A 24,554-nucleotide genomic window follows, 5' to 3' on the forward strand; every position below is an offset into this window, starting at 1 on the left:
TTAAGGTCGGTTTTGGACCTTATTACACCTCCCCTTTTCATATGCTTTTCCAGATTTTGGTTTTACTTATCAATTAAATCTTTCCGAATCGGTGTAAACACATCAAGAATCGTACAGTCTTCAATGACTTTTACACGATGTTCGATGTTTGAAGGAATGTATTGACTATCCCCTTCTTTCAAAATTCTTTTAACTCCACCCACTTCAAATTCAACCGATCCTTTTTCAATATAACTAATTTGTTCTTCAATATGTCGATCAACGTCAGCGTAGAAATCCTTTTTTAACTCTACTTTTACCATCATTAACGAACCTTGTGTGTTTAACACATCTCTTTTTACCATTTCCGCACTTTCCTCTCCAATACCTATTTACTTAACTTATAATTTTCTCTATTGCACCCTAGACTCCTTTTGTGTGAGCTAAAAGTACTTTTCTAGACAATGTGAACAGCGCATGATACCAACGTAGTAGAAGTAGTTTTAAAATAACCCTGGACTAATTAATTTCGGGATATAAAAAGCAACATTTGGGAAAAACGCGACGACTAGTAATACAAAGAAAATAACTCCAATAAATGGGATGACTGATTTAAATGACTTTTCAATAGAAAGGTCACCAATTTTTGCTGCCAGTAACAGACATAGCCCATATGGTGGTGTAATCAGCCCAATCGCTAATGTCATTATTGTGATAAGTCCAAGTAAAACAGGACTAATTTCAAAATGAAGCGCTACTGGTAAAATAACTGGAATGAACAAAATCATTGCTGGTATAGCATCCATAAATGTTCCCACAAATAAGAAGAATGCAATAATGATGATAATAAAAATAATTTTGCTATCAATATTATTTGTAAAGAATTCCTGTGCCCATGTAGCTAATTGGTAGTAACTTAATAACTCTCCTAATGCACTTGCTGCCGCTAGAGCAAACAAAGATAACGAACTCAAAGTAAGGGTATCAACTAATATTTTTGGTATATCTTTAAGCTTCAGTGTTTTATAGAAAAACATACTCACAAACAACGTATACACTGAAGCGAAGGCCGCAGCCTCCGTTGCTGTAAAAAAGCCTGAAATAATTCCACCGATTAAAATGATTGGCGTGAAGAGAGCGGGTAATGTTTCGATTAATAATTTTGAGAATTTCTTTAACGAAGTTCTCTCATATTTTGGATATCCACGCTTAATTGAATACACGTAAATTAACACCATCATTCCTAGTCCAATTAGTATCCCTGGAATAATCCCTGCTAGAAACAACGCCCCAACCGATACATTCGTTAAACCAGCAAAAATAATCATTGGGATACTCGGCGGAATAATAACTCCAATTGTTGATGATGCGGCGGTTACACTTACTGCAGTTTCGGTATCATATCCTTGCTTTTTCATATTGGGAATTAGGATTTTTCCCACACCTGCTGTATCTGCCTGAGAGGCCCCAGATACCCCTGCAAAAATCATCGATACTAAAATGTTGGCATGAGCTAGACCACCACGAATATGTCCAACAATAGAAAGAGAGAAATTAATCAATTTTTGTGAAATTTGTCCGTGATTCATTAAATTGGCTGCGAGTATGAACAATGGGACAGCTAGTAAAACGAATGAATTTAAACCATTTAACATTTTTACTGGAATTGTTACTTCAGGAATATAGGGTACATTGAGAATTCCAACTAATGCGACGATACCGATAACAAATGCAATCGGTATTCCAATAAACATGAATACCAAAAAGATCCCCATCAATAATAATCCCATGATTAATTTTCCTCCCCTACTGCTAGTTTTTTCACGTTAGTTGCAATATGTGCACATAAATAAATCACCATTGTGCTTGCCATGACTGGTAGGGATAGCCAAACATAACCCATTTTCAGCATAGGTAATGCAACCCAATTATAATTCCAGAAACTCGATAAGGCAGCTAAGCTATAATAAAATAACGCCGCACAGAAAAGCATTAAAATCGTATCTGTCATAATAGATAATGTAAGTTTAGCCTTACCTTTTAACTTTTTTGATAAGTAATCAAAATTAAAGTGGTCTTTTCTATTTACCATGACTGCTGCCCCCATGAACACCGCCCAAATAAAAGAGTACTTCGCAACTTCTTCTGTCCAAATGACTGAAATGCTAAAATACCTACTAATAACTTGGAATAAAACCGCTAGAAAAAAGATACTTAAAAAGATTACCCCTACTGTTAATTGGACTTTTTCGAGTTTTTTAATAAACATAGTTTCACCTTCTTATCTAGAAGTTAAAGGGAGTACATAATTATTGTCCATACTCCCTTTATCCATTCTTACTCTTACTTTAAATCATTTATTTTCTTTAATAATTCTTCTGCCCCAATGTCTTCAGCTGCTTTTACATTAAGAGGGTTCGCGATATCAATAAATGGTGTGCGGTCGATTTCATTAATCTCAGCCCCGTCTTCAAGTGCCATTTTCTTATACTCTTCTTCTTGTGTATATAAGGCTTGACGTTCTGCTTTAACTGAAGCTTCTGCTGCAGCCAAAAGTATTTCTTTTTGCTCATCTGTTAACGAATCAAATTTCTTACCACTTACTAATAATAGTCTTGTTGTGTAATCATGACCTGTTTCTGTTGTGTATTTTCCATTCGGTGTTTTGTGATGATTTTGTTGAACGAAATATGGATATGCATTTTCAGATGAATCTACAACATTTTGTTGCAAGGCTTGGTACAATTCTCCCCACGCAACCGAAGTAGGAATTGCACCTAACTGCATCCAGTAATTAGCAACTACACCAGAAGTTTGCGTCCTAATTGTCATTCCTTTTAAGTCTTCAATTGACTCGAGTGGTTTTTTTCCATAATAATGTCTTACACCCGCTGTCCAATATCCAAGAACCTTGAAGTCATTATTTGATTTTTGGTTAATAAGTTGCGCCAACTCTTCTCCTATTTCACCATCCACGACTTTTTCCCAATGTTCGTAGCTTTCAAATAAATATGGTAGTGCAAGTAAATCTACTTCTTTAACTCCTGTCGCTGTCATAAAACCAGGTGATACCAGAACAACATCCGCGGCTCCTAATTTAAGTTTTTCAACTAATTCAGACTCTTCAGTTCCAAGTGTCCCCGCGTGTACTTCCACTTCAATTGCGCCCTCCGAATCACTTTCTGCCACTTCTTTAAATTTTAAAAGTCCTGTTTGATAAGGATTTTCTGGTGAGGTTTGATTATGGGTTGCAATTATTTTCAAGCTTTCTGCCTCACTACCTTTTTCAGATCCGCTTCCAGTTTCTTGCTCCCCACATCCTACTAACATCAATGAAAGTGCTAATACCGCTGTTGTTGATAAAAACTTTTTCATGATTCTTCCCCCTAATGTTTTATGTTTTTTTATAAAAATGTATAAATATATGTCCACCAACACTTTGAATGTTTTTATTCAAGATTGGTATGACGTGTTGTCATTTCCTCAAAACTAGTTTCCAAAGTTCCGATAATAATTGCATCCAGAACTAAATGAACAGCTTGGTCAAACTGGTTCCCAAGTGGCTGTATCGTGTTTGGTTCCTCGGGTCTGCGGTATTTAGTCGCAGCCGGAATCACTAGTGTTGCATCGCTAATCTTTGCAATTTGGGATTCTTTATTTGTCGTAACCAACAAGAGTTTAGTACCGACTTCTTTGGCCTTACCCGCAAATTGTTGTAAACCACCCGTTGATCCCGATCCCGAAATGACGACTAGTAAGTCATCCGCTTCGATACTCGGAGTAACGGTTTCACCAAGAACATACACGGTAAAACCGCCATGCATGAGTCGCATAGCAAATGCTTTCCCCATTAGACCAGAACGACCTTCACCTGTCACAAAAATTCGCTTTGCCTCTTTAAGCATTTGACTCACTTGTAATGCGTCTTCTTCATTTACTTTTTTTAGAACGGTTGTCATTTCATTAGCAACGGTTTCAATGATTGACTTCATATTCTTCCATCATTCCTTTCATTTTCTTAGCAACTTCTATACTATTTTCTGCTTTTGTAATAGCGCTTCCGACAATAACTGTTGTTGGATTTCTCGCAAGAATATTTGGTAAGGAATCAAGATTGATTCCACCAGCAACAGCTACTTCAAAGCTTGAGTTTTTCTCGAGCAGCAAAAATAAATCTATATGCATTTCGCCTTCTTGCTGCATATCTTTTCCGAAATGCAAGCTTACTAAATCAACACCCAACTTCTCTAACTCAGAAATTCGATTTTGTTCAGTAACTCCGAGAAGATCGACCATGATTCGTTTTCCATATTGTTTTGCAACCTCAAGCGTATCCGTAATTGTTTTATCTGCTGAAAATGCCATCACTGTCGTTATATCTGCTCCCGACTCGAAAGCTTGAACAGCTTCAAATTTTCCAGCATCACATGTTTTCATATCTGCTACAACAATTTTTTTAGGGTAAAGGTTCTTAATTTCCTTAACAATCGACATGCCATATTCTTTAATAACCCCAGTTCCAACTTCAATCCAATCAATCGATTCTTCGGTTTGCTTAATTAGCTGTAAGCATTCCTCACGACTTAAACGATCAAGAGCTAATTGTATCTTCATAACTCCACTCCTTCTTAGCGTTCAATCAATTCTTTTTCACCTAATTGAACGAGGATATCATTCAAGTAAGGCAACCCTTCATTATCACCAGATACACTTACAACCATCGAACCAATCGTATTAGCAAATTGTAATGTCTTTGCTAAAGGCCACTGTTGCAACACTCCATATATAAAGCCGACATCAAAGCCATCTCCAGCACCAACTGTGTCAACCACTTTCTTTGGTTTTACAGGTGGTGACTCAATATACTCACCATTGTGATAGCCCATTGAACCGCTTTCACCTTTCTTAATGGCAACATACGAGATACCGAGATTCTTACACTTTTGGATAATAAGCTCTGGATTATTTGTTCCAAAAATAATCTCTGCTTCATCTAAACCCGTTAATAAAATATCAACAAATGGAAGGAATTCATTTAGTGCCTGTTTCGCTTCCTCCTTGCTCCATAATTTCAAACGAATGTTTGGATCAAAGGAAACAAGCATTCCTTGTTCTTTTGCTAGGGTAATCGCTTTTTTTATCACTTCTACATTTTTGTATTTATCAATAGCCGGAAACACACCGGTTATATGGAGTAGCTTTGCATCTAAAAATTGAGATTCATTTAGATCCTCTACCGTTAAAGCTGTCGTTGGTGAATTTGAACGATAGTAATACGTTCTACCACTGCCATCTTCCAATACTTCTTTAAAATGCACAGAAGTCGGATAATCATTTTCTAGCTTCACTTCTGAAACATCAATGCCTTCGCCTCGAATAAAATTGTGAATATACCGACCAAATTCATCATTTCCTAATCGACTAATCCACTTTGTTTCTAAGCCTAAACGTGAGCAACCTATCGCAACATTTAATTCGGCTCCTCCCACTTTCCGCTCAAATGTTGATACAAATCTTAGTGGACCTTTTGTCTTGGGGTTTAATGAAACCATCGCATCCCCTATCGTAATTACATCCATTCTCATTCATTCCCTTCTAACATGATTCTCGAATAATTAATTTTGGTTCGAATCGGTAATTGAATTGGCTTTCTGATATCTTTTTTTTCTGTAATTTTTCGAGAATTAAAGATGCTGCCTTTTCCCCAATTTCAAATGTTGGTTGAGAGATAACGGTTAATGTAGGATTGTAAAGGCTTGCAAATGAGACTTCATCAATACTAATTATCGCTAAATCCTTAGGGACGTTAATAGAATGTTGTTTTACATAAGCAAGAATTTCCATTAGAGCAAGGTCATTACCCACTAATATTGCCTGAGGTGGAACCTCCTCGCTAAGCATATCTGCTAATGCATCTTGTATATCTTCCACTTCTCTACTTTTGATGTAGTTATCAATAACAGGGAGACTATTTTCTAGTAACGCTTTCTTAAACCCATTAATTCGCTCTACCCTTGATGCCACATGTCTGCTAATTGATGTTGTAATAATTCCGATTTGGGAATAGCCCTTTTTAACAAAATGCTCAACTGCTAGACTTGTCGCCTTTTCGTTATCTAATAAAACAGCTGGAATTTTCATATCGTGAACTGTCCGGTCAACAAATACCAGTGGAAAATCATTGTTAACCATTTTTTGATACAGATCGGTGTTTCCTCCTGTAGGAAAAATTATCAATCCATCGACTTGCTTAGCAAGTAACATATTAATGTATTTCTTCTCTTTTTCAGGATTATCATCAGCATTACAGACAATAATATGAAAATCTGAGTCATGACAATAATCTTCAATCGCTCGAATCACTTGTGTTGAAAACGTATGCAATATATTTGCTACAATGACACCTATTGTTGATGTAGACTTTTGTTTTAAACTTCTCGCCACAATATTTGGTTGATAGCCTAATTCATGAATGGCTTCTTCAATTCTTTTCTTTGTTTTATCGGCCATGTAATCATAGCGCTTGTTTAAATACTGAGAGACTGTACTTTTTGATACCTTGGCATGTTCTGCAACATCGGTAATTGTGATGTTCTTTTTCATTGCATTCTCCTCAAATCTTTTGCTTATAAGATTAGTAAATCGGTTTAGTAAATCGGTTTAGCAAATCGGTTTAGCAAAAGTATAAAACAAATGAAAACGTTTTACAAGAGAAATTTCAAAAAGATTTTAATAAAAAACAGCATCCCTTATGAAAGGAATGCTCTACATACAAATGGTTAATACAGTTAGGGGGATGATGGTTGACTTTGATTTTCTTTTGCCAATGGAATCTGGTCCATAAACCCAAAATCTATCATAAGATTTAGACTGTCTTCTCCATATTTTAAAACCTCAGCTATGAGCCGGGTATAATGTGTAGCTAAATCTCTTCTTTGTACGGTTGCCAATGACATTCCGTATCTTGATGCAGTCTCTGCTGTTAATAAACTTATTTTATATAACATGATTCTGTCAGAAAATGGTGAAATGTTTGTATCAATCATTTCACTTTCCCATGTAGGCAGTTGTGGAAGATCATTCTCAGTAAGTATAGACTGATAAATATCCAGATGCTTTTTATATATTACTGCCCCCCGTTCAAAGTGGTTCTTTAGTTCATTTGATGAAGTGATGTGAGCAAAGATTTTTAAAAAGGTTTTTTGAAATTCCGTAGACTTAAAATTATAGACAAGCTGACCAATTTCTGCTGAATTAATCGGGCGGATTTCTCCAATCCATCCTGCCAAAAAACTTTGTTTTCTTACTTTCTCTGCAAGATTAGGAGTTGAAATATGGATTTCAGGATGATGCAATCCTTTCTTTACCATCAAATCAGCTAAGCGATTGTAAAGTTCCACCGAATTTTTAATGCATTCTTGATAGAAACTGCGGATATCTTTACGTGTAGATGTATTTAAAGATAATGAATAACCGATGCTTGCAATCTGTGTTAAATTGTACTTGATAAACAGACTAAAATTATCGGTACAAACAGCAGGTGAGTTTACGTCAACGTCCTCTTTATCAAATTTCTGTGGGAGCGGATGATTAGCTTCTTCTAAAAATGTCTTTGCTTTGTTAACTTCAGTCACTGCAATTTCTTCTGCATATTCAAGGATTGTATGTAATTCCTCATCTTGTGTTTTTGCAATGAAATACCGGGTAACCCACTGAGTCATCGTGTTCGTTAAATATGAGTTCCATAAATTTGTTATTTCTGAGGGAGTTAATTTTTTTATTTCCATCTGGATATCCTCCAATTCTTTATTACGATTTCGTTCCTAACATAGATGACAGTCATTTTTACCTAGTAGCCTTTTTATTTTTCTTCACGTCAAAAAAAAATATACAAGATATATTAATTCTCTTCCGCATTGTGCTCGGTCCAGATATGGTTTTTCACATTGTTTAATGCAAAGAAAAAAGACGTAAACCAATTATTGGTTTACGTCTGATTGTAGAAGCAGATAAAAGATTAAATTATACGGATTGTAACGATACCCTCGATTTGAGAGATTTTTTCCTCTAAACTAGGGATAGTTTCGTTATTTACATCATTTTCAATATCAATCATCGTATACGCATACTCGCCTCGGCTTCTGTTTACCATATCAGCGATGTTTAAATTAAAGCTTGAAAAAGCAGAAGTAATCTGACCTACCATGTTCGGCACATTTTTGTGGAAAGCTGCGACACGTCGTTTTCCCGTATAAGGAAGAACTGCATTTGGGTAATTCACTGAGTTTTTAATGTTTCCTGTTTCTAAAAACTCCTTCAACTGGCGAGCAGCCATAATGGCACAGTTTTCTTCTGATTCTTGTGTAGAAGCACCAAGATGGGGAATCGGAACTACATTTTTCATCTTCAATACGTTCTCATTCGGAAAATCGGTAATATACTTACCAACTCTCCCGCTTTCAAGAGCAGCTTCCATATCCTTCTCATTCACAAGTTCACCACGTGAGAAATTCAAAATATGAACACCAGGCTTCATAATGCTAAATGTTGCTTCGTTAAACATTCCTCCAGTTTCCTTAGTGAACGGAACGTGTACCGTAATGTAATCACAGTTTGCAAACAACTCCTCAATCGACATTGCACGCTGGACATTACGAGACAAGCTCCAAGCTGTATCAACCGAGATAAACGGGTCAAAACCGATGACATCCATCCCTAGATGAAGAGCATCATTTGCTACAAGTGCACCGATAGCACCTAGACCGATGATTCCAAGTGTTTTTCCCTTAACTTCTTTTCCGACAAATTGCTTCTTTCCTGCTTCTACAAGCTTGCCAATTTGGTCCCCTTGACCCTCTAATGTCTTCGTCCATTCCACACCAGCAAACAAATTACGAGATGAAGCCATGACGGTTGTAAGGACAAGCTCTTTAACAGCGTTAGCATTGGCACCAGGTGTATTAAAGACGACAATTCCTTGCTCTGTACACTTGTCGACTGGAATATTATTAACACCAGCTCCAGCTCTTGCAATTGCTTTTAAATTATTACCGAATTCTATTGAATGCATGTTAAAACTGCGAACAACGATGGCATCAGGATTTTCACTGTTGTTATCGATAGTATAATTCTCCTTGAATACATTTAGCCCACTTTCAGCTATATTATTTAACGTTTTTATCGTTTTTTCATTTTCTACAGTTAGTGTGTTCATATTGTTTTCTCCTTTTTCTATCTTAGATTTTTTAATCTTAAATGAAATTCTGCCTGCATTTGTCATAATGAATATACTTTTGAGTAGGATCGCCGCCTGTCCCCACTAATTAAACAGAAAGAGGTAAGGGATTATTTATATCCCTTACCTCTGCCCAGGCGAACGGCTACGACACTATATGCTCCCTCACGGTTATCCGCGTTCGCCAGTCACATATAGTCTTTTAAGTTGATTTAATCTTATCAAATTCTTCACAAATCTTCAACCTTTAATATGTAAAAATTTAATAAAAAGTGTTTCCTTTTCAATTCTTTTTGATTTATATTCAATTTCCTCTTAATAAATACGTCTAATTGGAGAAGATAGCCTTCTACTTTATGTTAAATTTCACTTAATTCCCCGTTTATATACGGTAACATTAAGTTAAAAATCTTATGAACGGCCTCTATTAACAATATAAAGCTTTTCCCTTAAACTAAAAGCATTTGTTATGAAACACTTTTTATATTCTCCATATACTGTAGTGTTCCACTATAACCTATGGAGGTGTTTAGACTGATTCATACAGTAAAACCGGGTGAAACACTGTCTCAAATTTCAAAGGATTATCGTACCCCACTAGTAACTATTATTCGTGCTAACCCGACTATAAATCCAAATGTCATACATCCTTCTCAATCGATTATTATACCAGGTTTTCCTTCTCCCGATACCATTCCATATAAGATAGATGTGTCTGTTAACAATCGTTTGCTAAGATTACTAAAAGATGGTGTACAACAAAAACAGTATCCTATCGCTGTTGGAAGAATACTACACGGGACACCAGTAGGGAATTTTATCATTATCAATAAAGCACCCAACCCGGGGGGGCCTTTTGGTACAATGTGGATGAGTTTATCAAAAGAACACTACGGGATTCACGGAACGAATGATCCGAGTTCGATTGGCAAAGCTGTATCAAGAGGCTGTATCCGAATGTATAATAGAGATGTAGAGGAATTAGCAAGTATTGTTCCAATAGGTACATCGGTTTCAATTCATCCATAATTTTTAAAAGTGTGTAGGTAAACCTATACACTTTCATTTAATTTTCTTCTACCTCTATTTTCCAGGCCTTGTTATTGTATTTGTTCGTGCTATTATCGATGAATATGTACTTCATATCAAATTTTTAAAAAATAACACTTATAAATTATCTTCTTTATGTGAAGACATAAATTCATTACACCTATCCATCATTTTCGACATGCCATGTCCTTTCATCATATTCATCATTCCACTATTTTCATTGGCTTCAGACATTCCCGTAAAACCTAATGTTCCTAAGACTAAAGCTACAGATAAACCGAATGAAAAAATCAACATTTTTGTTTTTCTTTGCATGTTATTCACTCCCATTTATATTGATTACACTAAAATAAATTTAATGAAACGGTGATATTCTAAACCTTTATTTCGAAATTACTTTTTTTCTTTTAATAAAGCATATTTCTGCTCAAATTCTGACTCGGTTAGCTCTCCTTCTGCAAATCGTTCTTTTAATATTTGCAGCGATACATCTTCTTCATTTTGGGATGTAACACTCATATTGTCTTTATTAATGAGTTTCGTAATCAGTGACACGATACCATAAATGATAAAACCAAATATTATAATCAAGAATATCATAAACAGAATCATACCGATATTCATCATTCCCGCATTCATCATATCCAAACCTCCCATTATTTTTAGACCAAATTCCTATACTTTTTTACAATATCATTTATAAATGTCACTATTCTGCCTAAGTCTACGTAATTTTTTAAGCATTTAGATTTAAAGAAAACCTGTCATAATCGTGCCTCCTTGGCTTTAGCTCTTTATATTTATTACTTGCTTTAAGTATAGATGAAAAATGTGTTGAAATTATGAGGGTCTCAGCTGTACACCATTATTTTCAGAACATAATATTCGATATGTTTCCATTCAAAAAAAAGAGAGCTAAGGATGCCTCCCTAACTCTCTTTGATGTTTTTATTTATCTTTCACCCGTAAAAGTCGTAGCCCATTTAATGTAACAATCAGGGTTGCACCCATATCTGCTAAGATGGCAATCCAAAGAGTCAGCCACCCGGGAACAACTAACAATAAAGCAACTATTTTGATTCCAAGAGAAAAGGTAATGTTTTGTTTAATAATAGACAAGGTTTTTCGGCTAAGCTTAACCATGTAAGGAAGTTTAGTTAAATCGTCACCCATTAACGCGACATCTGCGGTTTCTAATGCAGTATCGGTTCCAGCTCCTCCCATCGCAATTCCAACTGTAGAGGCCGCAAGAGCTGGGGCATCATTTACCCCGTCCCCCACCATGGCGATATTTCCATATTCAGAGCGTAATTTTTTTACATAGTCCAGTTTATCTTGTGGCATAAGTTCTGCCTGAACTTCGGTTACACCTACGCCAGTTCCAATGGCTTTAGCAGTCCTCTTATTATCACCTGTAAGCATGATTGTTTTCTTAATCCCCAAATTATGGAGTTTCTTTACGACTTCTAGACTTGTTTCTCTTACTTCATCAGCTACCGCAATGATTGCTAAAACCCCCCATTCTGTTCCAACAATCATGGCTGTTTTCCCTTGTTCTTGAAGAGTTTGAACATCGTCTTTCACTTGAGAAGACATTTCATCGTTTAATAACTCGATAAATAAAGAAGGGCTGCCAATATAAAATTCTGTTTGATTAACTGTTGCTTTTATTCCTTTACCTGTTATAGAAGAAAAACCTTCGACTTTGATTTCGGTATAGGAAATTTGGTCTTGGTCAGCTTTCTTCAAAATAGCAGAAGCAAGAGGATGTTGAGAACGATATTCTAAAGCAGCAATGATAGAGAGTAATTCTCTCTTATCCGTTTTTTTTTCATAAGTGATATAATCTGTAACAGCTGGTTTCCCTTTAGTCAAAGTACCTGTTTTATCAAAGGCTATAGCTTTTAAAGCACCAACTTCTTCTAAATAAATTCCACCTTTGACAAGAATACCATTTTTAGCAGCGTTTCCTATAGCAGTAACGATGGAAACTGGTGTTGAAATGACGAGAGCACAAGGACAACCAACAACAAGAACCGCTAAGCCTTGATACACCCATAACTCCCAGCTTGCTTGTAACAATAAAGGAGGTATTATCGCCACAAGCACTGCGACAACCATAATGACCGGCGTGTAATATTTAGCAAATTTATCTACAAAGGCTTGAGATGGAGCTCGTTCTCCCTGTGCTTCTTCGACAAGGTTAATAATCTTGGCAATTGTTGTATCTTCAACATGCTTAGTCACCTCGACTTCAAGTAACCCTTCTTCGTTCAATGTTCCCGCAAAAATATCATCATCTACCGATTTTTCAACTGGCACTGATTCACCTGTAATCGCTGCCTGATTAACCGCTGAGTACCCTTTTCGAACCAGGCCATCCATGGCAATCTTCTGTCCAGGTTTCACAATCATTACATCGCCAATTTCAATCTCATCAACCTTAATCATCATGTCCTGACCGTCTCTTCTAATTAATGCTTCTTTTGGAGCAATGTCCATTAGGGAGTGGATCGATTGTCTTGCTTTATCCATGGAATATCGTTCAAGAGATTCACTAATGGCAAAAAGTATAACCACAATGGCTCCTTCTGTCCATTCCCCAATAATCGCAGCCCCGATCACTGCAACGGTCATTAATGTTTTCATATCAAATTGCAGATGGAGTAAATTCTTAAATCCAACTTTAAAGAGCGAAAATCCCCCAATTGAAATAGAAGCAAGAAATAAGAGAACCGAGAAAATATGGCCTTCACCATAAATCAATTGTGCCATGTAACCGAAAACTACAAATAGAGACGCAGTGATAACATTCAAATATTTTAAAACAAACGGTTCCTTTTTTTCTTCAAATCTACCTTGGTCATTATCTGCGATTACTTTTATACCTTCAAAAGCTCCTGCCTTTTCTAAATCCTTGATCGTTGTCTCACCATAAATCGTTACCTTGGAAGCTCCAAAATTAACTTTTGCATCAATAACACCATCCAGGTGTTTCACGTTTTTTTCAAACGTGGTTGCACATCCTGCTCAAGTAAATCCCTTCACGCGGTAGACCACTTTTTCACTTTCTACTATTTTCGTTTCTCCGGTCACAATCATTGCCTCCTTTACCATGAATGACAGCGGTTTGTACAAGCATTCTAACATGATCATCGTCTAAAGAGTAAAATACCAATTTCCCTTCTTTTCTACTCTTGGCAATCCCTAAATTACGGAGATGGCGCAAATGATGTGAGACCGTAGCCATTGTTGCACCAATAATATTGGCGACATCACAGACACATAATTCACCTTCTTGCAATAAAGAATAAGCAATTTTTAACCTCGTTTCATCAGATAACGCCTTAAATATGCTTGCAACGGGTGCGAGGTTTTCTGCGTCCACAATAGTTGCTATCCGCTTTACTTTTTCTTCGTCATAACAAAAAATTTCACATATGTCCTGTCCCTGCTTTACTTCTTTGCTCACACTATCACCTTCATTCAAATTTCCATTTGATTATAGTCTATGTTTCATCTCAAGATTTGTCAATATTATATTCAAATGAGTATTTGATTACTGCTCCAAGAAAGTTCTGATGTTGGCAGTAATCAAAAGGACAAACTCATTGAAACCTCGGTGACGGTCATTACCTCGATTTCAAATGAAAAGGCAAAAGTTATCTTACTACTGGGCCCTAATCTTTTGAAAATATTCAATTAAAAGACTCACTTTTTTCTTCTTATAAATAATAAATACAAAAAAGCTGCAACAACTGCCGGTATACCTGCCCATACACAAACCTGCCACAAAGTATTTAAATAGGATCCAATGGTGTTCGGATTCCCAAGTAAGTTAGCTGACATCGTTAAACAAGATAATCCAATAACCACCAAGGCTATCGCTATCACCCAATCTACCACTTTCATTTTTCATCCCTCTTTCATTGATGGGAATTTAATTTCAAACCGAGTTCCTGCTCCTAATTGACTTGTTACTTGAATCTTTCCTTTTTGAAGTTCTACTAATTGCTTGACAATAGCTAGCCCTAATCCTGTTCCGCCATGTTCCCGTGAACGGGATTTTTCCACGCGGGAAAACCGTTCAAAAATATAGGGCAAATCCTCTTCAGGTATACCCTTGCCCGTATCCTCGATTACAACAAGGACGTAATGATCTAGTTCCCTACTTAGTGTGACGTTGACCACACCTTTATCCGTATATTTAATTGCATTGTTTAATAAGTTATGAAATATTTGCTCCATACGCAAGCCGTCACCATAGACAAATGATACTTCGTCTCTTATCTCAACACCTAGATTGATTTCTTTCTCCTTTGCTTTAAGCGCTATTCTTTGCTGTACGTTATCCAATACCTCTTCTAAATCAATTGGCTCCTGATTAAGGTTTATCTTGCCCTCCTCTAATTTGGAAAGCTCAAATAAGTCCTCAATTAAACGAGATAAATGTTTGGCTTCCGTTTCAATAATATCAAGATATTTTACTTTTTCTTCTTCGTTTTGATACAAACCCTTTTTCACAACGTTCGCGTAACCTTCTAAATACGTAATTGGAGTTCTTAATTCATGTGAGATATTCGCAAAGAATTCCCTTCTAGTATCACGATACCTTTTAAGGTCAATTGCTAAGTCATTAATAGCCTGAGCTAAAGAACCTGTTTCATCTCCTGTTATTACTACTCTTGTTTCTAAGTCTCCTCTAGCAATTTTTCGTGTCGCATGCTCCATTCTTAGTAAGGGGTTCGATAATTTCCTAGATAAGACAAGGGTTACACCTAGAGCAAGGAAAAATGCCCCGACACCAGACAAAATAAACATTTGCCTTAGTTTAAAAATAGACTGATCGATACTTTCAACAGAGGAGAGGACAAACACATTACCTATAAAGGAATCCCCTTCATGAATTGGATGACCTGATACTAAAAATCGCTGACCCGAAAGCGAATGCTCATATTCACCACTACTTGGGAACTCATTCAATAAAGAGTTAACCTCTTCTTCCGGTATCGTAGATCCCACCGGTAATCCAGGTATATTCGCGTTTGCTATAATTTCGCCTTTTTTATTAACAACATATAATTTTTGTCCTGAAAATTCAGCCATCATCTCGATCATGTTCGTCATCATCGGATGCGGTGAACTTGATAGAGCTGAAGCATAGCGTGAGGACTGGTCATTAATTGCTTCTTTAACTTGACCATAATTAAAATCAGCCACAATTTTGTCAATGACAAAGCCAAGGGGTAATAAAACGATTAACAATAACGAGATAATCGTCGCCCCCAATTTAACTGAAATTCGATTCCACTTCATATCGTCGTATCAGGCTCCTTGTGTTTATACCCTACTCCCCACACAGTTTCAATTGGATTATAGGCTAAACCTGCTTTTCTAACTTTTTCACGGACGTTCTTAATATGGGTATCCACAGTACGGACATCACCAAAATAATCATGCCCCCAAATCTGCTCCAATAACACATCTCTACTATACACTCGCCCTGGATGTTTGATAAATAACTTGAATAAATCAAATTCCTTAGGGGTTAAATCAATGATGGAATCATTCACCAGCACTTCTCTTTTTTCAACATCGAGTGTCATCCCATTAGTAGTTATCCTACTTGATTGGTTCCGCTTTTCTACAAAATTATACCTTCGGAGCAATGCTTCGACTCTAGCAACTAACTCTTCTGGAGCAAAAGGTTTGACTAAGTAGTCATCCGCCCCGATGGAAAGTCCATGAACCTTATCTTTCGTTTCTGAACGAGCAGTTAACATTAAAATCGGTATTTGTTTTGATTGTCTAACCTGTGTACATACTTCCCAACCATCTAACCCTGGCATCATGACATCTAGAATCATTAAGTCGAACGACTCCTCCTCCATCTTTGATAACGCCTCATATCCATCCTTTGCTTCAGCCACATTACACTGACTTTCAGATAAATAAACACGGATAAGGTTTCTCATATTCCATTCGTCATCGACGACTAAAACCTTTGATTGACTCATTTACATCCCTCATTGTAATTATTTTATAAGCACAATAAGGATAGAGGATACCCTTATTTAACATGGAAGCACCAACTAAAACTCCAATCTACAGAACACTCTTTTAATAGCAAATAATTTTTATATTCACAAACTACTCTTATTTTTAACCAGTACCATATAATGTTTACTATCCTTACTACTTAAGGAGACAAATTTGACGTATTTCGTTTTTTATTGAATCTTAGTAATATCTTAAATGGCAATTGTGATATAACTTTGAAGACTAGATAGAAAAACAAATCATCACGTAAAATAGCAGCTAGTTATAATGAAAAGCCAATTGCTATGCAACTGGCTTTTATAAAATAATTTAATCAACAATTGACTTGCTCTTTTCTGCAATCATGACCCAATTATCTCCACTATCTTTTGTTCTGTACATATTCCCATTAAAGGTCCCCACTGTATACTCTTCTCTATTATTAGGATGAATGGCAATATGTGCGACTGCATCTTTATCTAATGTTAAGTTTAAAGAGGTCCATGTATTCCCAAAGTCTTCACTTTTCATCAATCCATTTTGATTCTTTCCTTGGACGTAAGCAACAATCGTCTCTGCTTGTTTATAGGCACCTTTCGCACTAATCATTGTTTCCTGATCTGTCGCTAATTCCCAAGTCTCTCCACCGTTTTCTGATTTAAGAATCCCATATTTCGTACCTGCTAAAAGCGAATGAGCTTGTCCAGGATTTGAAATTAGTGAAAAAATGTCCTGGGTATTTTCAGGTAACCCTTTGGTCTCAATTACTTCCCAAGTATAGCCCGAATCTTCAGAACGGTAAAAACCAGACACATCAATTCCATATAAAACACCTGAATCACTTGCATTAACTTCAAATAAATGGAAATCAACCTCACCATGTAATGCAATTGGTTCCCACGATTCAGCCTTATCTGTGCTGAGGATAATACCGATTGGGTTTTCGAAATTTGAGGCCTCACTTGGATGTCCGCTTGATATCATTATATCTTCATCAATAAAATTAAAACCCATTACATCATGGCGGTGCTTCTTTGTCCCCAACCATGTCCAGTGATTTTCTGGATTAATATGAAAAACTCCTTGATGTGTTCCTAAATATAAGTCATAAGGTTCGCTTAATTCATAAGCGAGGCCATGGACATGTTGAAACATGGTCGCTACCTCTTCTTTAGTACCAGTTTCTGTATCTGTAACTACTTCAGAGTCGACTTCCAATTCATTTGTTATTTCATTCTCAATTGTGTTCTCTTCCCCTTGTGAACATGCTGCCAGGTTAGTCAAAATTAAAATAAAAATCAAAGCGTGTCGTTTCATTTTAAACATATTAGTCCCTCCTGCTTATTGATTACTGTGATAGAAATGTGTTGAATCTTCATTTTATTACTTCTTAAGCTTGCTATGAGTTGGTTTCTCGTAGCAGGCGCACAACGTATGGAACCCTCGAATTTGCTAAAAAGGGACTTTTTCGGTGGCTTCGTCATTTTAGCTAACTAAACAAATGCTAACATTAATGTCATATCAAAAATTGGAATACTCTCTTCATTTTACACAACTAAAGCTAAAATGTTAAAGTTCATCACCAATGTACCCAATCAAAGGAGTGAAATAGCTTTTTTAATTTAGGTTTTGTTGACCTTTTTTTCTCTTTGCAAAAGAGCTGATGAATATCTCGTCTTGGATACTTTCATCACACAATTTTACTTAACCATTCAAAATACGAGGATGATTGTCCAAGTAACCAATCGTTGTTAGATCGTGAAGTTATCTACTTTATTAAAAGGCCCAAAATGTTATCGTATCAAGAATTCCTAATAAAATCATAAATGCACCTGCAACCCGTTGAATATACAGACCGACATTCCGGCTCTTCTTCATTAACGATCCGTTTAAGCCAAAATACCAAATCAAAAAAATTGCTAGAATAAAAGGAATTGCCGTCCCTATTGCAAAAATACTTGGAAGAATAAATCCATAGCTTGTTGATACAACCATTGGCATTAATAACATAAAGAATAAAAGAAACATTGTTGGACAGAACCCTAGTGAAAAGCTGCTCCCCAATAAGAATGCCCCTATTTTATTATGTGTAAAAGGACGAGTCCGTTCTTTCAAAAACCTTAATGTCCATGAAAATTTAATCAGCCCTATTAAATACAAACCGATAAAAATTAACAAAGGTCCTAGTAATTTACGAACCCACGGCAAATAACCTGTTAACTCTCGTTGAAATTCCTCTCCAAGTATCCATACAATCAAGCCTAGACCAGAAAAGACAATGCTCTTCCCCAATAAATAAGAAAGAACTTCTCCCCAAGGAATATTCTTCTGAAAAGACCGATTGCCATAAAGCGTAATCGCACTAATATTTCCTGTGAATTGACATGGTGCAGCTGCACCAAGTAAACCTATTATAAGAGCAGATAATAGAGGAATGTGTTCCGTGCCATAGGATAATTGGGTTAAGGGTCCATAGAAAAATTGACTAATTGAGTTAAAGAAATCGTACATAAACCTTCCCTTTCTCATTCTTTAATTTTGACTGAATAAGAATACCATTCAATTGTGTGTTTTTTGTGAAGTCTAACTTTTAGGGGGTCACTCTAGCGGAGGGCTTTTTTGTTTACCTTTGTCCTTTACTCATTGAGATTAATTCGTTATGATTTTAAATGTATTTGCAAAAGGCAAACTTATCTAAAGATAAGGACGCAAAACTATAGGGACTAACGGGAAATCCTATGTCAGCCAGTTGCCAATGAAAATAAACTCCTTTAGAAAAAAATTATTTTTCATTCGGCAATAATTTTTTGTAGGAGTGAGTTATGAATGAAGTTAGAAGAGAAAGAGCTAAAGGCAGCTTTACAACAATTTGAAAACCTGATTATTGAACTACCAGATAAAAGAGAGTCTATACCCGAATTCAAAAGTTTTATTACTGCATTTTTGCGTACTAAAACCACTGCTATATCATTACCTATCGGGGATGTAATGGCTATTATTAAACACAAAAAACCTTTAGTGTTTTCTGTAATGAGAAGTGAATACAGTAAAAATATTATGATCAATGTGGTTACGCACATGGATATTGAATATTCTCATGCATATAGAAGATTAAATGAATTAAGAAGATTATTAGGCATAATAAAGAGATTTTAAAAATAGTTAAAAGACCCAGGTAACTGTGAATAAATAACAATTAGTTAAGTGAAAACTGAGGACTCTACCCATGACCAGCGAGTGAGAAGAGTTTTTCAAAAACATTGTCGCAACTGAATTAAAAATGATGATTCAGCTTTTCTACCTTCATTCTTAGTGACAAATTCTTGGACAAGTCTTACACATCTTTTTAGTTTCTACGTAAAAGGAAAAACAACACGTTTTTCTGACTCGAATTTCATTACCATCAATAATCTTTTTCTCGTGATAAAAGGGATTGATAGGATTACTTGAAAATTCTCCAAACAATGGCGCCTCGGCATTAGATAATAAAAAGTCAAAGTCAGCCTTAATCCTTTGTTTTGTTGTCTCGGGATAGTCCTTTTTTAATAATGACTCATATAACCAAATAAGGTAGATAGCTGTATTCTCCCATAAAATTTGTTTTGGTATTTTCCAAATGGCAACAAGTTCATTCCATAAAACGGTAAGGTGGTTTTTAAAAAGTTCATTAACAAGCTTTCTTCTCATCACTTCTCTTTCCTCTATGCCACTTGGCAAATTTACAGTTTGATCAACCAGATAAATTTGGGGTAACCAATGATCCTGTGATTGAGACGGCTCTAAAAATAGATTGTCTTTTGCTATATTCATCTTTTTATTTAAAACGGAAAAAGAATAGAGCACCGGCACGACCATAACAAAACTATAACGCTTTGAAAAAATGGATGCAGTAATCTTCTCATTTGAAGCTTGCATTTTTTGTTGAAGAACTGTCATCAATGTTGTGAGTTCTTGGCGGTTAAATAATTGCTGGATAGGAATGGAGCAAGAATCACCTCCACCCTTTCTGAAACAAAGCCTAAACTCACTTAAGCTTTGTTTTTCATCCGACACCAACTGATGGTTGAACATTGTTGTCACCTACTTTATTTATTAAACACCGACCTTTACCATAAGGAATACATAATGGGGTCCCAAAAATAGGGTCACTCGTTACTTGGCATTCCATTCGAAACACCTCTTTGACTAGGTTACACGTAATTACATCTTCAGGCTTGCCTTGAGCAAATATCGTTTTATTTTGAACTGCTACAAGATGATGTGCGTAACGGCAAGCTAAATTTAAATCATGCAAAACCATCACAATGGTCCGCTTCTCTTTTTCGTTCAATTCAAATAATAAATCAAGAATTTCAATTTGGTGCGTCATGTCTAAATACGTCGTCGGTTCGTCTAAAAGAATCGTGTCTGTATCTTGAGCCAACGTCATTGCAATCCATGCTCGCTGTCTTTGCCCACCAGAAAGAGAGTCTACTTGTCTTTCAGCTAACTCGGTCATTTGAGTTGCCTCTAATGCCTCGTTTACTTTTTGCTCATCCTCTTCAGACCATTGCTTTAACCAGCTTTGATAAGGATAACGTCCTTGTTTAACTAGTTGTAAGACGGTTAATCCCTCAGGCGCTTCAGGACCTTGAGGTAGAATCGCTAATTGTTTGGCTATTTCTTTCGTTTGCATTTTATCAATTGAGGATCCATCAAGGATAACCGACCCTGTTTGCGGCTTTAATAATCGTGCAAGGGATCGTAATAGAGTCGATTTCCCGCATCCATTTCCCCCAATGAAAACAGTAATCTCACCTTTAGGAATTTGTATATCAAGGTCTTCTATAATAATCGACTCACCATAACCAAGCGTTAAAGCTGATGTTTCAAGACTCATCAAAATCGAACTCCCTTCCATTATAAGTTTCTATGCTTATACAATAAGAAAATAAAATAAGGAGCACCGATAACTGCCGTAAAAACACCAGCAGGAATCTCGCTCGGACCAAAGCAAACTCTCCCAATTAAGTCAGCCACTATGACTAAAATGGCACCTATTAACGCAGAAACAGGAACAAGTCCTCCAAAAGATGAACCTACAAGCTTTCTTGAAATATGTGGAGCAATTAACCCGACAAACCCAATTCCACCTGCAAATGCAACTCCTCCTGCCGCAAAACCCGTGCTAATGAGCAAGAACATCATTCTATACCGTCCGACTCCACTTCCGATCCCAGTTGCTATAGAATCACCTAACCCTTGCGCATTCAAATGCCTGATTACCATTGCTAATATAATAATTAAACCAAATGTCCAAGGCAATAAAATGGAGACATTTTCCCAACTTGAACCATATATAGAACCTGTAAGCCAAATATTCGCTTGGCTTGCTCGGTAAATTGGCCCTAAAATCATAAATAATGTCGTTAATGCTTGTGTTAATGCAGACAAACCAATCCCAATTAAAACCAACCTAATAGGAGATACCCCATTTTTCCAAGCTAAAAGGTAGATGAGTAATGCAATAACGGTTGCTCCTATAAAAGCAGCTAAAGGCATCCATTTAATGCTAACAGTTAGTGCGTTGTTCTCATCACTAAAAACCGCTAAAAAAGACACAACGGCCACTGCAGCTCCACCTGTAATTCCAATAATATCCGGAGAGGCTAAAGGATTTCGAACAATTCCTTGTAAAATAACCCCAGAGATGGCTAATGACATCCCGACTAATATGGCAATAATAATTCTAGGTAATCGAAATGAGTTCACAACGACCTTATTGAGATCATCCCCATATCCAAACCATGCCTTGATTACATTAATTGGACTAATTTTCATCTCACCAAGCCCGGCGCTGAGTAGAGCTAACACAACCGTCATGGAGAGAAGGAGAAGAATAACAACTACACTTTTCCGATCAACTAAAAAGGAGATATTTCCTTTTCTAAAACGCAATGGAATATATTTATTTAACTTCACGATTTAGTCAACCCCTTACGTGCGATATAAATGAAAAATGGGGTTCCTATGATCGCAGTCATGACTCCTACAGGTACCTCTTGAGGCATGATTACATAACGAGCACTAATATCAGCTAACAGCAACAAACACCCTCCAACGATCGCACAGTATGGAATCAACCAGCGATGATCAATCCCAACTAGAAAACGAGAAAGATGAGGGACCATGATTCCGACAAACCCAATTGGACCAGCAATCGCAACTGAGCCACCAGCTAGTAAAATAATAATAATCGCAGAAATGATTTTAATCACGCCGGTTCGCTGACCAAGACCTTTGGCCACATCCTCTCCCATTGAAAGAAGATTAATATGTCGTGCAATGAGCAATGAACTCACCCATGCAATGGTCATATAAGGTAAAACGGTTTGTAAGTACTCCAATTTTCTCCCTTGTACGGATCCAGCTAACCAAAATAGTACTTCCTCTAATGCCTTTTCATTTAACACGAGCATGCCTTGGGTTAAGGAAGAAAATAAAGCCCAAATAGCTGCTCCTGCTAATGTAAACTTCATTGGGGTTAATCCTTCTCGACCTAATGAGCCAATAGAATAAACGATAATAGCTGCCACGGCAGCCCCAGCAAAGGCAATCCAAATAAAAGTGCTCAACGAAGTAATAGAAAAAAAGGATACAGCTAACACAACAAAAAAGCTTGCGCCCGCATTAATTCCGAAAATTTTCGGATCGGCCAGAGGATTTTTCGTTAAAGCTTGCATTAAAACACCAGCAATTCCTAGACTTGCCCCAACAGCTGCTGCAATTAACGCCCTCGGTACTCTGACTGTTTGTATAATTAAATGTTCATTGGATCCATCAAAAGTTGTATATGCTTCAATCGCTATTTTCCATGTCGTATTCGTGTATCCATAAACGATACTGAAACAAATTAATAATAGAAATATAACGAGTCCAACTAAAAGCCCAATAACTTTTCCTGGGGTTGTCTTTAATAACATGTTGGTGACTCCTTTTTACAACACTGTTTTACCTTTTATTACTTATTTACTAGATTGTGATTCTTATTTAAGTCTATTTTACACACGAGTTGTTGTCAATGAGTTTGAGAATCATTTTCGATTATGTATTGACATCCTTTCATAATAATTTTAATATGGTAAATGTAAATGAAAATAGTTATCAATTATATTTTTTGGAGGGAACTTTATGTTAGGAAAATCATCAATGAAATTAATTCTTATTGCACTTATGTTAGCTTTTGTTTTCACTTTGGCTGCTTGCGGAAATAATACTGAAGCAGATGCACCAAAAACGTCTAACGAAGATGTAGAGAGCACACAAGAGGTAGAGAATACAGAAGAAGAAGTAGTAGAAGCGGAAACGACGTCGTACACAGTTGAACACGCAATGGACACAATCGAAATTGAAAAAACGCCAGAAAGAGTTGTCATTTTAACAAATGAAGGTACAGAAGCGTTATTAGCGTTAGATGTAACCCCTGTTGGGGCTGTTTCATCTTGGACAGGTGACCCTTGGTATGACCATATCAGCGAGCAAATGGAAGGTGTTCAAGAAGTTGGAACTGAAAGTGAACCTAATTTAGAAGCTATTGCAGCTCTTAAACCAGACTTAATTATCGGTAACAAAATGCGCCAAGAAGCCGTATATGAACAATTAAGCGCAATCGCACCAACCGTATTTGCTGAATCCTTGCGTGGGGATTGGAAAATTAATTTTGAACTTTATGCTGAAGCATTAAACAAAAAAGAAGAAGGTCAACAAGTGTTAAATGATTACTCTAATCGTATCACTAGCTTTCAAGAGCAAGCCGGAGATCTAGTAGACTTAGAAATTTCAATGATCCGTTTCTTAGGAGGCGATGTTCGAATTTATCAAAAAGATTCATTCTCAGGTGTGATACTTGAAGAAATCGGTTTTGCTCGCCCTGAATCACAAAATGTTGATGAATTTGCTATTATGGGAGCAACAAAAGAAATGATTCCAGATATGGACGGTGACATTTTGTTCTACTTTACCTATGAAACTGGTGACGGTGAAGGATCAAAAGTAGAAGAAGAATGGTTAAATGACCCACTATTCCAAAAATTACCTGTTGTAGAAGCTGGAAATGCATATAAAGTAGATGATGCCATTTGGAATACAGCAGGTGGAGTTATTGCTGCACATCTAATGTTGGATGATTTAGAAAAGAAAATACTGAAATAAAATACAAAAATGTCCTTCACTATATTTATGTGAGGGACATTTTTTTCGTAGATTATCTTTT

At 36.5% G+C, this 24,554-nt stretch carries 26 protein-coding genes and 2 riboswitches; of the genes, 3 read left to right on the forward strand and 23 right to left on the reverse strand.

The window, feature by feature from the left end; translation table 11 throughout:
• Positions 1-62: 62 nt before the first annotated feature.
• The 10 genes from CEF19_RS02795 to CEF19_RS02840 all read right to left on the reverse strand — a co-directional run bounded on the left by CEF19_RS02795 (position 63) and on the right by CEF19_RS02840 (position 9,193).
• A complete protein-coding gene (locus tag CEF19_RS02795; protein ID WP_100404675.1) occupies positions 63-344 on the reverse strand; it encodes a cupin domain-containing protein in 282 nt (93 codons plus the stop codon).
• Between the two features lie 138 nt (positions 345-482).
• A complete protein-coding gene (locus CEF19_RS02800) occupies positions 483-1,769 on the reverse strand; it encodes a TRAP transporter large permease (protein ID WP_100404676.1) in 1,287 nt (428 codons plus the stop codon).
• Between the two features lie 2 nt (positions 1,770-1,771).
• Positions 1,772-2,248 carry a TRAP transporter small permease gene (locus CEF19_RS02805; RefSeq protein WP_100404677.1) on the reverse strand — a complete coding sequence of 159 codons (477 nt, stop codon included), beginning with the start codon at positions 2,246-2,248 and terminating at the stop codon, positions 1,772-1,774.
• Positions 2,249-2,322: 74 nt separating this feature from the next.
• Entirely contained in the window at positions 2,323-3,354 is a 1,032-nt protein-coding gene (gene dctP / locus CEF19_RS02810) for a TRAP transporter substrate-binding protein (RefSeq protein WP_100404678.1), read from the reverse strand.
• A 74-nt stretch (positions 3,355-3,428) separates the two neighbouring features.
• Entirely contained in the window at positions 3,429-3,971 is a 543-nt protein-coding gene (gene hxlB / locus CEF19_RS02815; RefSeq protein WP_100404679.1) for a 6-phospho-3-hexuloisomerase, read from the reverse strand.
• Positions 3,955-4,593 carry a 3-hexulose-6-phosphate synthase gene (gene hxlA, locus CEF19_RS02820; RefSeq protein WP_100404680.1) on the reverse strand — a complete coding sequence of 213 codons (639 nt, stop codon included), beginning with the start codon at positions 4,591-4,593 and terminating at the stop codon, positions 3,955-3,957. The genes hxlB and hxlA overlap by 17 nt, the downstream gene beginning before the upstream one ends.
• 14 nt (positions 4,594-4,607) lie before the next feature.
• A complete protein-coding gene (locus CEF19_RS02825) occupies positions 4,608-5,564 on the reverse strand; it encodes a sugar kinase (RefSeq protein ID WP_198510230.1) in 957 nt (318 codons plus the stop codon).
• A gap of 10 nt (positions 5,565-5,574) precedes the next feature.
• Complete coding sequence (locus CEF19_RS02830; RefSeq protein WP_100404681.1) at positions 5,575-6,582, reverse strand: substrate-binding domain-containing protein; 1,008 nt, start codon at positions 6,580-6,582, stop codon at positions 5,575-5,577.
• 185 nt (positions 6,583-6,767) lie between these two features.
• A complete protein-coding gene (locus tag CEF19_RS02835; RefSeq protein WP_100404682.1) occupies positions 6,768-7,766 on the reverse strand; it encodes a DUF3231 family protein in 999 nt (332 codons plus the stop codon).
• Positions 7,767-7,996: 230 nt separating this feature from the next.
• Positions 7,997-9,193, reverse strand: a complete 1,197-nt coding sequence (locus CEF19_RS02840; protein ID WP_100404683.1) for a phosphoglycerate dehydrogenase — start codon at positions 9,191-9,193, stop codon at positions 7,997-7,999.
• A 145-nt stretch (positions 9,194-9,338) separates the two neighbouring features.
• Positions 9,339-9,416: riboswitch (ZMP/ZTP riboswitch) on the reverse strand.
• A gap of 332 nt (positions 9,417-9,748) precedes the next feature.
• Here CEF19_RS02840 and CEF19_RS02845 point away from each other — a divergent pair.
• Positions 9,749-10,243 carry a L,D-transpeptidase family protein gene (locus CEF19_RS02845; protein WP_100408184.1) on the forward strand — a complete coding sequence of 165 codons (495 nt, stop codon included), beginning with the start codon at positions 9,749-9,751 and terminating at the stop codon, positions 10,241-10,243.
• Positions 10,244-10,381: 138 nt separating this feature from the next.
• On the opposite strand, the gene CEF19_RS02850 is transcribed toward CEF19_RS02845, so the two are convergent.
• The 9 genes from CEF19_RS02850 to CEF19_RS02890 all read right to left on the reverse strand — a co-directional run bounded on the left by CEF19_RS02850 (position 10,382) and on the right by CEF19_RS02890 (position 18,814).
• Positions 10,382-10,579 carry a hypothetical protein gene (locus tag CEF19_RS02850; RefSeq protein WP_100404684.1) on the reverse strand — a complete coding sequence of 66 codons (198 nt, stop codon included), beginning with the start codon at positions 10,577-10,579 and terminating at the stop codon, positions 10,382-10,384.
• A 78-nt stretch (positions 10,580-10,657) separates the two neighbouring features.
• A complete protein-coding gene (locus tag CEF19_RS02855; protein WP_100404685.1) occupies positions 10,658-10,906 on the reverse strand; it encodes an SHOCT domain-containing protein in 249 nt (82 codons plus the stop codon).
• Between the two features lie 306 nt (positions 10,907-11,212).
• On the reverse strand, positions 11,213-13,366 hold the full coding sequence (locus tag CEF19_RS02860) for a heavy metal translocating P-type ATPase (RefSeq protein ID WP_198510231.1): 2,154 nt from the start codon (positions 13,364-13,366) through the stop codon (positions 11,213-11,215).
• Positions 13,329-13,736: an ArsR/SmtB family transcription factor gene (locus tag CEF19_RS02865; protein ID WP_100404687.1), complete on the reverse strand. Its 408-nt coding sequence runs from the start codon at positions 13,734-13,736 to the stop codon at positions 13,329-13,331. The genes CEF19_RS02860 and CEF19_RS02865 overlap by 38 nt, the downstream gene beginning before the upstream one ends.
• A 239-nt stretch (positions 13,737-13,975) precedes the next feature.
• A complete protein-coding gene (locus CEF19_RS02870) occupies positions 13,976-14,176 on the reverse strand; it encodes a hypothetical protein (RefSeq protein WP_100404688.1) in 201 nt (66 codons plus the stop codon).
• A 3-nt stretch (positions 14,177-14,179) separates the two neighbouring features.
• Positions 14,180-15,580, reverse strand: a complete 1,401-nt coding sequence (locus CEF19_RS02875; protein ID WP_100404689.1) for a sensor histidine kinase — start codon at positions 15,578-15,580, stop codon at positions 14,180-14,182.
• Positions 15,577-16,281 carry a response regulator transcription factor gene (locus tag CEF19_RS02880; RefSeq protein WP_100404690.1) on the reverse strand — a complete coding sequence of 235 codons (705 nt, stop codon included), beginning with the start codon at positions 16,279-16,281 and terminating at the stop codon, positions 15,577-15,579. Before CEF19_RS02880 ends, CEF19_RS02875 begins: the two co-directional genes overlap by 4 nt.
• A 352-nt stretch (positions 16,282-16,633) precedes the next feature.
• A complete protein-coding gene (locus CEF19_RS02885) occupies positions 16,634-17,629 on the reverse strand; it encodes a F510_1955 family glycosylhydrolase (protein WP_100404691.1) in 996 nt (331 codons plus the stop codon).
• Positions 17,630-18,079: 450 nt separating this feature from the next.
• On the reverse strand, positions 18,080-18,814 hold the full coding sequence (locus tag CEF19_RS02890) for an urease accessory protein UreH domain-containing protein (protein ID WP_100404692.1): 735 nt from the start codon (positions 18,812-18,814) through the stop codon (positions 18,080-18,082).
• 162 nt (positions 18,815-18,976) lie between these two features.
• Positions 18,977-19,060, forward strand: a riboswitch (cyclic di-GMP riboswitch).
• Between the two features lie 69 nt (positions 19,061-19,129).
• On the opposite strand from CEF19_RS02890, the gene CEF19_RS02895 reads away from it, so the two are divergent.
• A complete protein-coding gene (locus tag CEF19_RS02895; protein WP_100404693.1) occupies positions 19,130-19,459 on the forward strand; it encodes a hypothetical protein in 330 nt (109 codons plus the stop codon).
• 153 nt (positions 19,460-19,612) lie between these two features.
• Here CEF19_RS02895 and CEF19_RS02900 read toward each other — a convergent pair whose 3' ends face one another.
• Genes CEF19_RS02900 through CEF19_RS02915 form a run of 4 tightly spaced genes read right to left on the reverse strand, consistent with a single transcriptional unit; the run spans position 19,613 to position 23,265 of the window.
• Positions 19,613-20,374 carry an IucA/IucC family C-terminal-domain containing protein gene (locus CEF19_RS02900; protein WP_100404694.1) on the reverse strand — a complete coding sequence of 254 codons (762 nt, stop codon included), beginning with the start codon at positions 20,372-20,374 and terminating at the stop codon, positions 19,613-19,615.
• Entirely contained in the window at positions 20,346-21,182 is an 837-nt protein-coding gene (locus tag CEF19_RS02905; RefSeq protein ID WP_198510232.1) for an ABC transporter ATP-binding protein, read from the reverse strand. The genes CEF19_RS02900 and CEF19_RS02905 overlap by 29 nt, the downstream gene beginning before the upstream one ends.
• A 20-nt stretch (positions 21,183-21,202) precedes the next feature.
• Positions 21,203-22,264 (reverse strand): FecCD family ABC transporter permease, encoded by a 1,062-nt coding sequence (locus tag CEF19_RS02910; RefSeq protein ID WP_157800867.1) that lies wholly within the window; start codon positions 22,262-22,264, stop codon positions 21,203-21,205.
• Positions 22,261-23,265, reverse strand: coding sequence for a FecCD family ABC transporter permease (locus CEF19_RS02915; RefSeq protein ID WP_100404695.1), 1,005 nt, complete (start codon positions 23,263-23,265; stop codon positions 22,261-22,263). Before CEF19_RS02915 ends, CEF19_RS02910 begins: the two co-directional genes overlap by 4 nt.
• Positions 23,266-23,473: 208 nt before the next feature.
• On the opposite strand from CEF19_RS02915, the gene CEF19_RS02920 reads away from it, so the two are divergent.
• Positions 23,474-24,493, forward strand: coding sequence for an ABC transporter substrate-binding protein (locus tag CEF19_RS02920; RefSeq protein ID WP_100404696.1), 1,020 nt, complete (start codon positions 23,474-23,476; stop codon positions 24,491-24,493).
• Positions 24,494-24,554 lie beyond the last annotated feature (61 nt).

The sequence above is a fragment of the Bacillus solitudinis genome (genome assembly GCF_002797395.1).
Classification (GTDB): Bacteria; Bacillota; Bacilli; order Bacillales; family Bacillaceae_D; genus Halalkalibacter_A; species Halalkalibacter_A solitudinis.

Bases quoted from the DNA above. Each gene is read 5' to 3' on its own strand.
- CEF19_RS02795 (WP_100404675.1), bottom strand. From the start codon at position 344: ATGGTAAAAAGAGATGTGTTAAACACACAAGGTTCGTTAATGATGGTA.
- CEF19_RS02800 (WP_100404676.1), bottom strand. From the start codon at position 1,769: ATGGGATTATTATTGATGGGGATCTTTTTGGTATTCATGTTTATTGGA.
- CEF19_RS02805 (WP_100404677.1), bottom strand. From the start codon at position 2,248: ATGTTTATTAAAAAACTCGAAAAAGTCCAATTAACAGTAGGGGTAATC.
- dctP (WP_100404678.1), bottom strand. From the start codon at position 3,354: ATGAAAAAGTTTTTATCAACAACAGCGGTATTAGCACTTTCATTGATG.
- hxlB (WP_100404679.1), bottom strand. From the start codon at position 3,971: ATGAAGTCAATCATTGAAACCGTTGCTAATGAAATGACAACCGTTCTA.
- hxlA (WP_100404680.1), bottom strand. From the start codon at position 4,593: ATGAAGATACAATTAGCTCTTGATCGTTTAAGTCGTGAGGAATGCTTA.
- CEF19_RS02825 (WP_198510230.1), bottom strand. From the start codon at position 5,564: ATGAGAATGGATGTAATTACGATAGGGGATGCGATGGTTTCATTAAAC.
- CEF19_RS02830 (WP_100404681.1), bottom strand. From the start codon at position 6,582: ATGAAAAAGAACATCACAATTACCGATGTTGCAGAACATGCCAAGGTA.
- CEF19_RS02835 (WP_100404682.1), bottom strand. From the start codon at position 7,766: ATGGAAATAAAAAAATTAACTCCCTCAGAAATAACAAATTTATGGAAC.
- CEF19_RS02840 (WP_100404683.1), bottom strand. From the start codon at position 9,193: ATGAACACACTAACTGTAGAAAATGAAAAAACGATAAAAACGTTAAAT.
- CEF19_RS02850 (WP_100404684.1), bottom strand. From the start codon at position 10,579: ATGCAAAGAAAAACAAAAATGTTGATTTTTTCATTCGGTTTATCTGTA.
- CEF19_RS02855 (WP_100404685.1), bottom strand. From the start codon at position 10,906: ATGATGAATGCGGGAATGATGAATATCGGTATGATTCTGTTTATGATA.
- CEF19_RS02870 (WP_100404688.1), bottom strand. From the start codon at position 14,176: ATGAAAGTGGTAGATTGGGTGATAGCGATAGCCTTGGTGGTTATTGGA.
- CEF19_RS02875 (WP_100404689.1), bottom strand. From the start codon at position 15,580: ATGAAGTGGAATCGAATTTCAGTTAAATTGGGGGCGACGATTATCTCG.
- CEF19_RS02880 (WP_100404690.1), bottom strand. From the start codon at position 16,281: ATGAGTCAATCAAAGGTTTTAGTCGTCGATGACGAATGGAATATGAGA.
- CEF19_RS02885 (WP_100404691.1), bottom strand. From the start codon at position 17,629: ATGTTTAAAATGAAACGACACGCTTTGATTTTTATTTTAATTTTGACT.
- CEF19_RS02890 (WP_100404692.1), bottom strand. From the start codon at position 18,814: ATGTACGATTTCTTTAACTCAATTAGTCAATTTTTCTATGGACCCTTA.
- CEF19_RS02895 (WP_100404693.1), top strand. From the start codon at position 19,130: ATGAAGTTAGAAGAGAAAGAGCTAAAGGCAGCTTTACAACAATTTGAA.
- CEF19_RS02900 (WP_100404694.1), bottom strand. From the start codon at position 20,374: ATGTTCAACCATCAGTTGGTGTCGGATGAAAAACAAAGCTTAAGTGAG.
- CEF19_RS02905 (WP_198510232.1), bottom strand. From the start codon at position 21,182: ATGAGTCTTGAAACATCAGCTTTAACGCTTGGTTATGGTGAGTCGATT.
- CEF19_RS02915 (WP_100404695.1), bottom strand. From the start codon at position 23,265: ATGTTATTAAAGACAACCCCAGGAAAAGTTATTGGGCTTTTAGTTGGA.
- CEF19_RS02920 (WP_100404696.1), top strand. From the start codon at position 23,474: ATGTTAGGAAAATCATCAATGAAATTAATTCTTATTGCACTTATGTTA.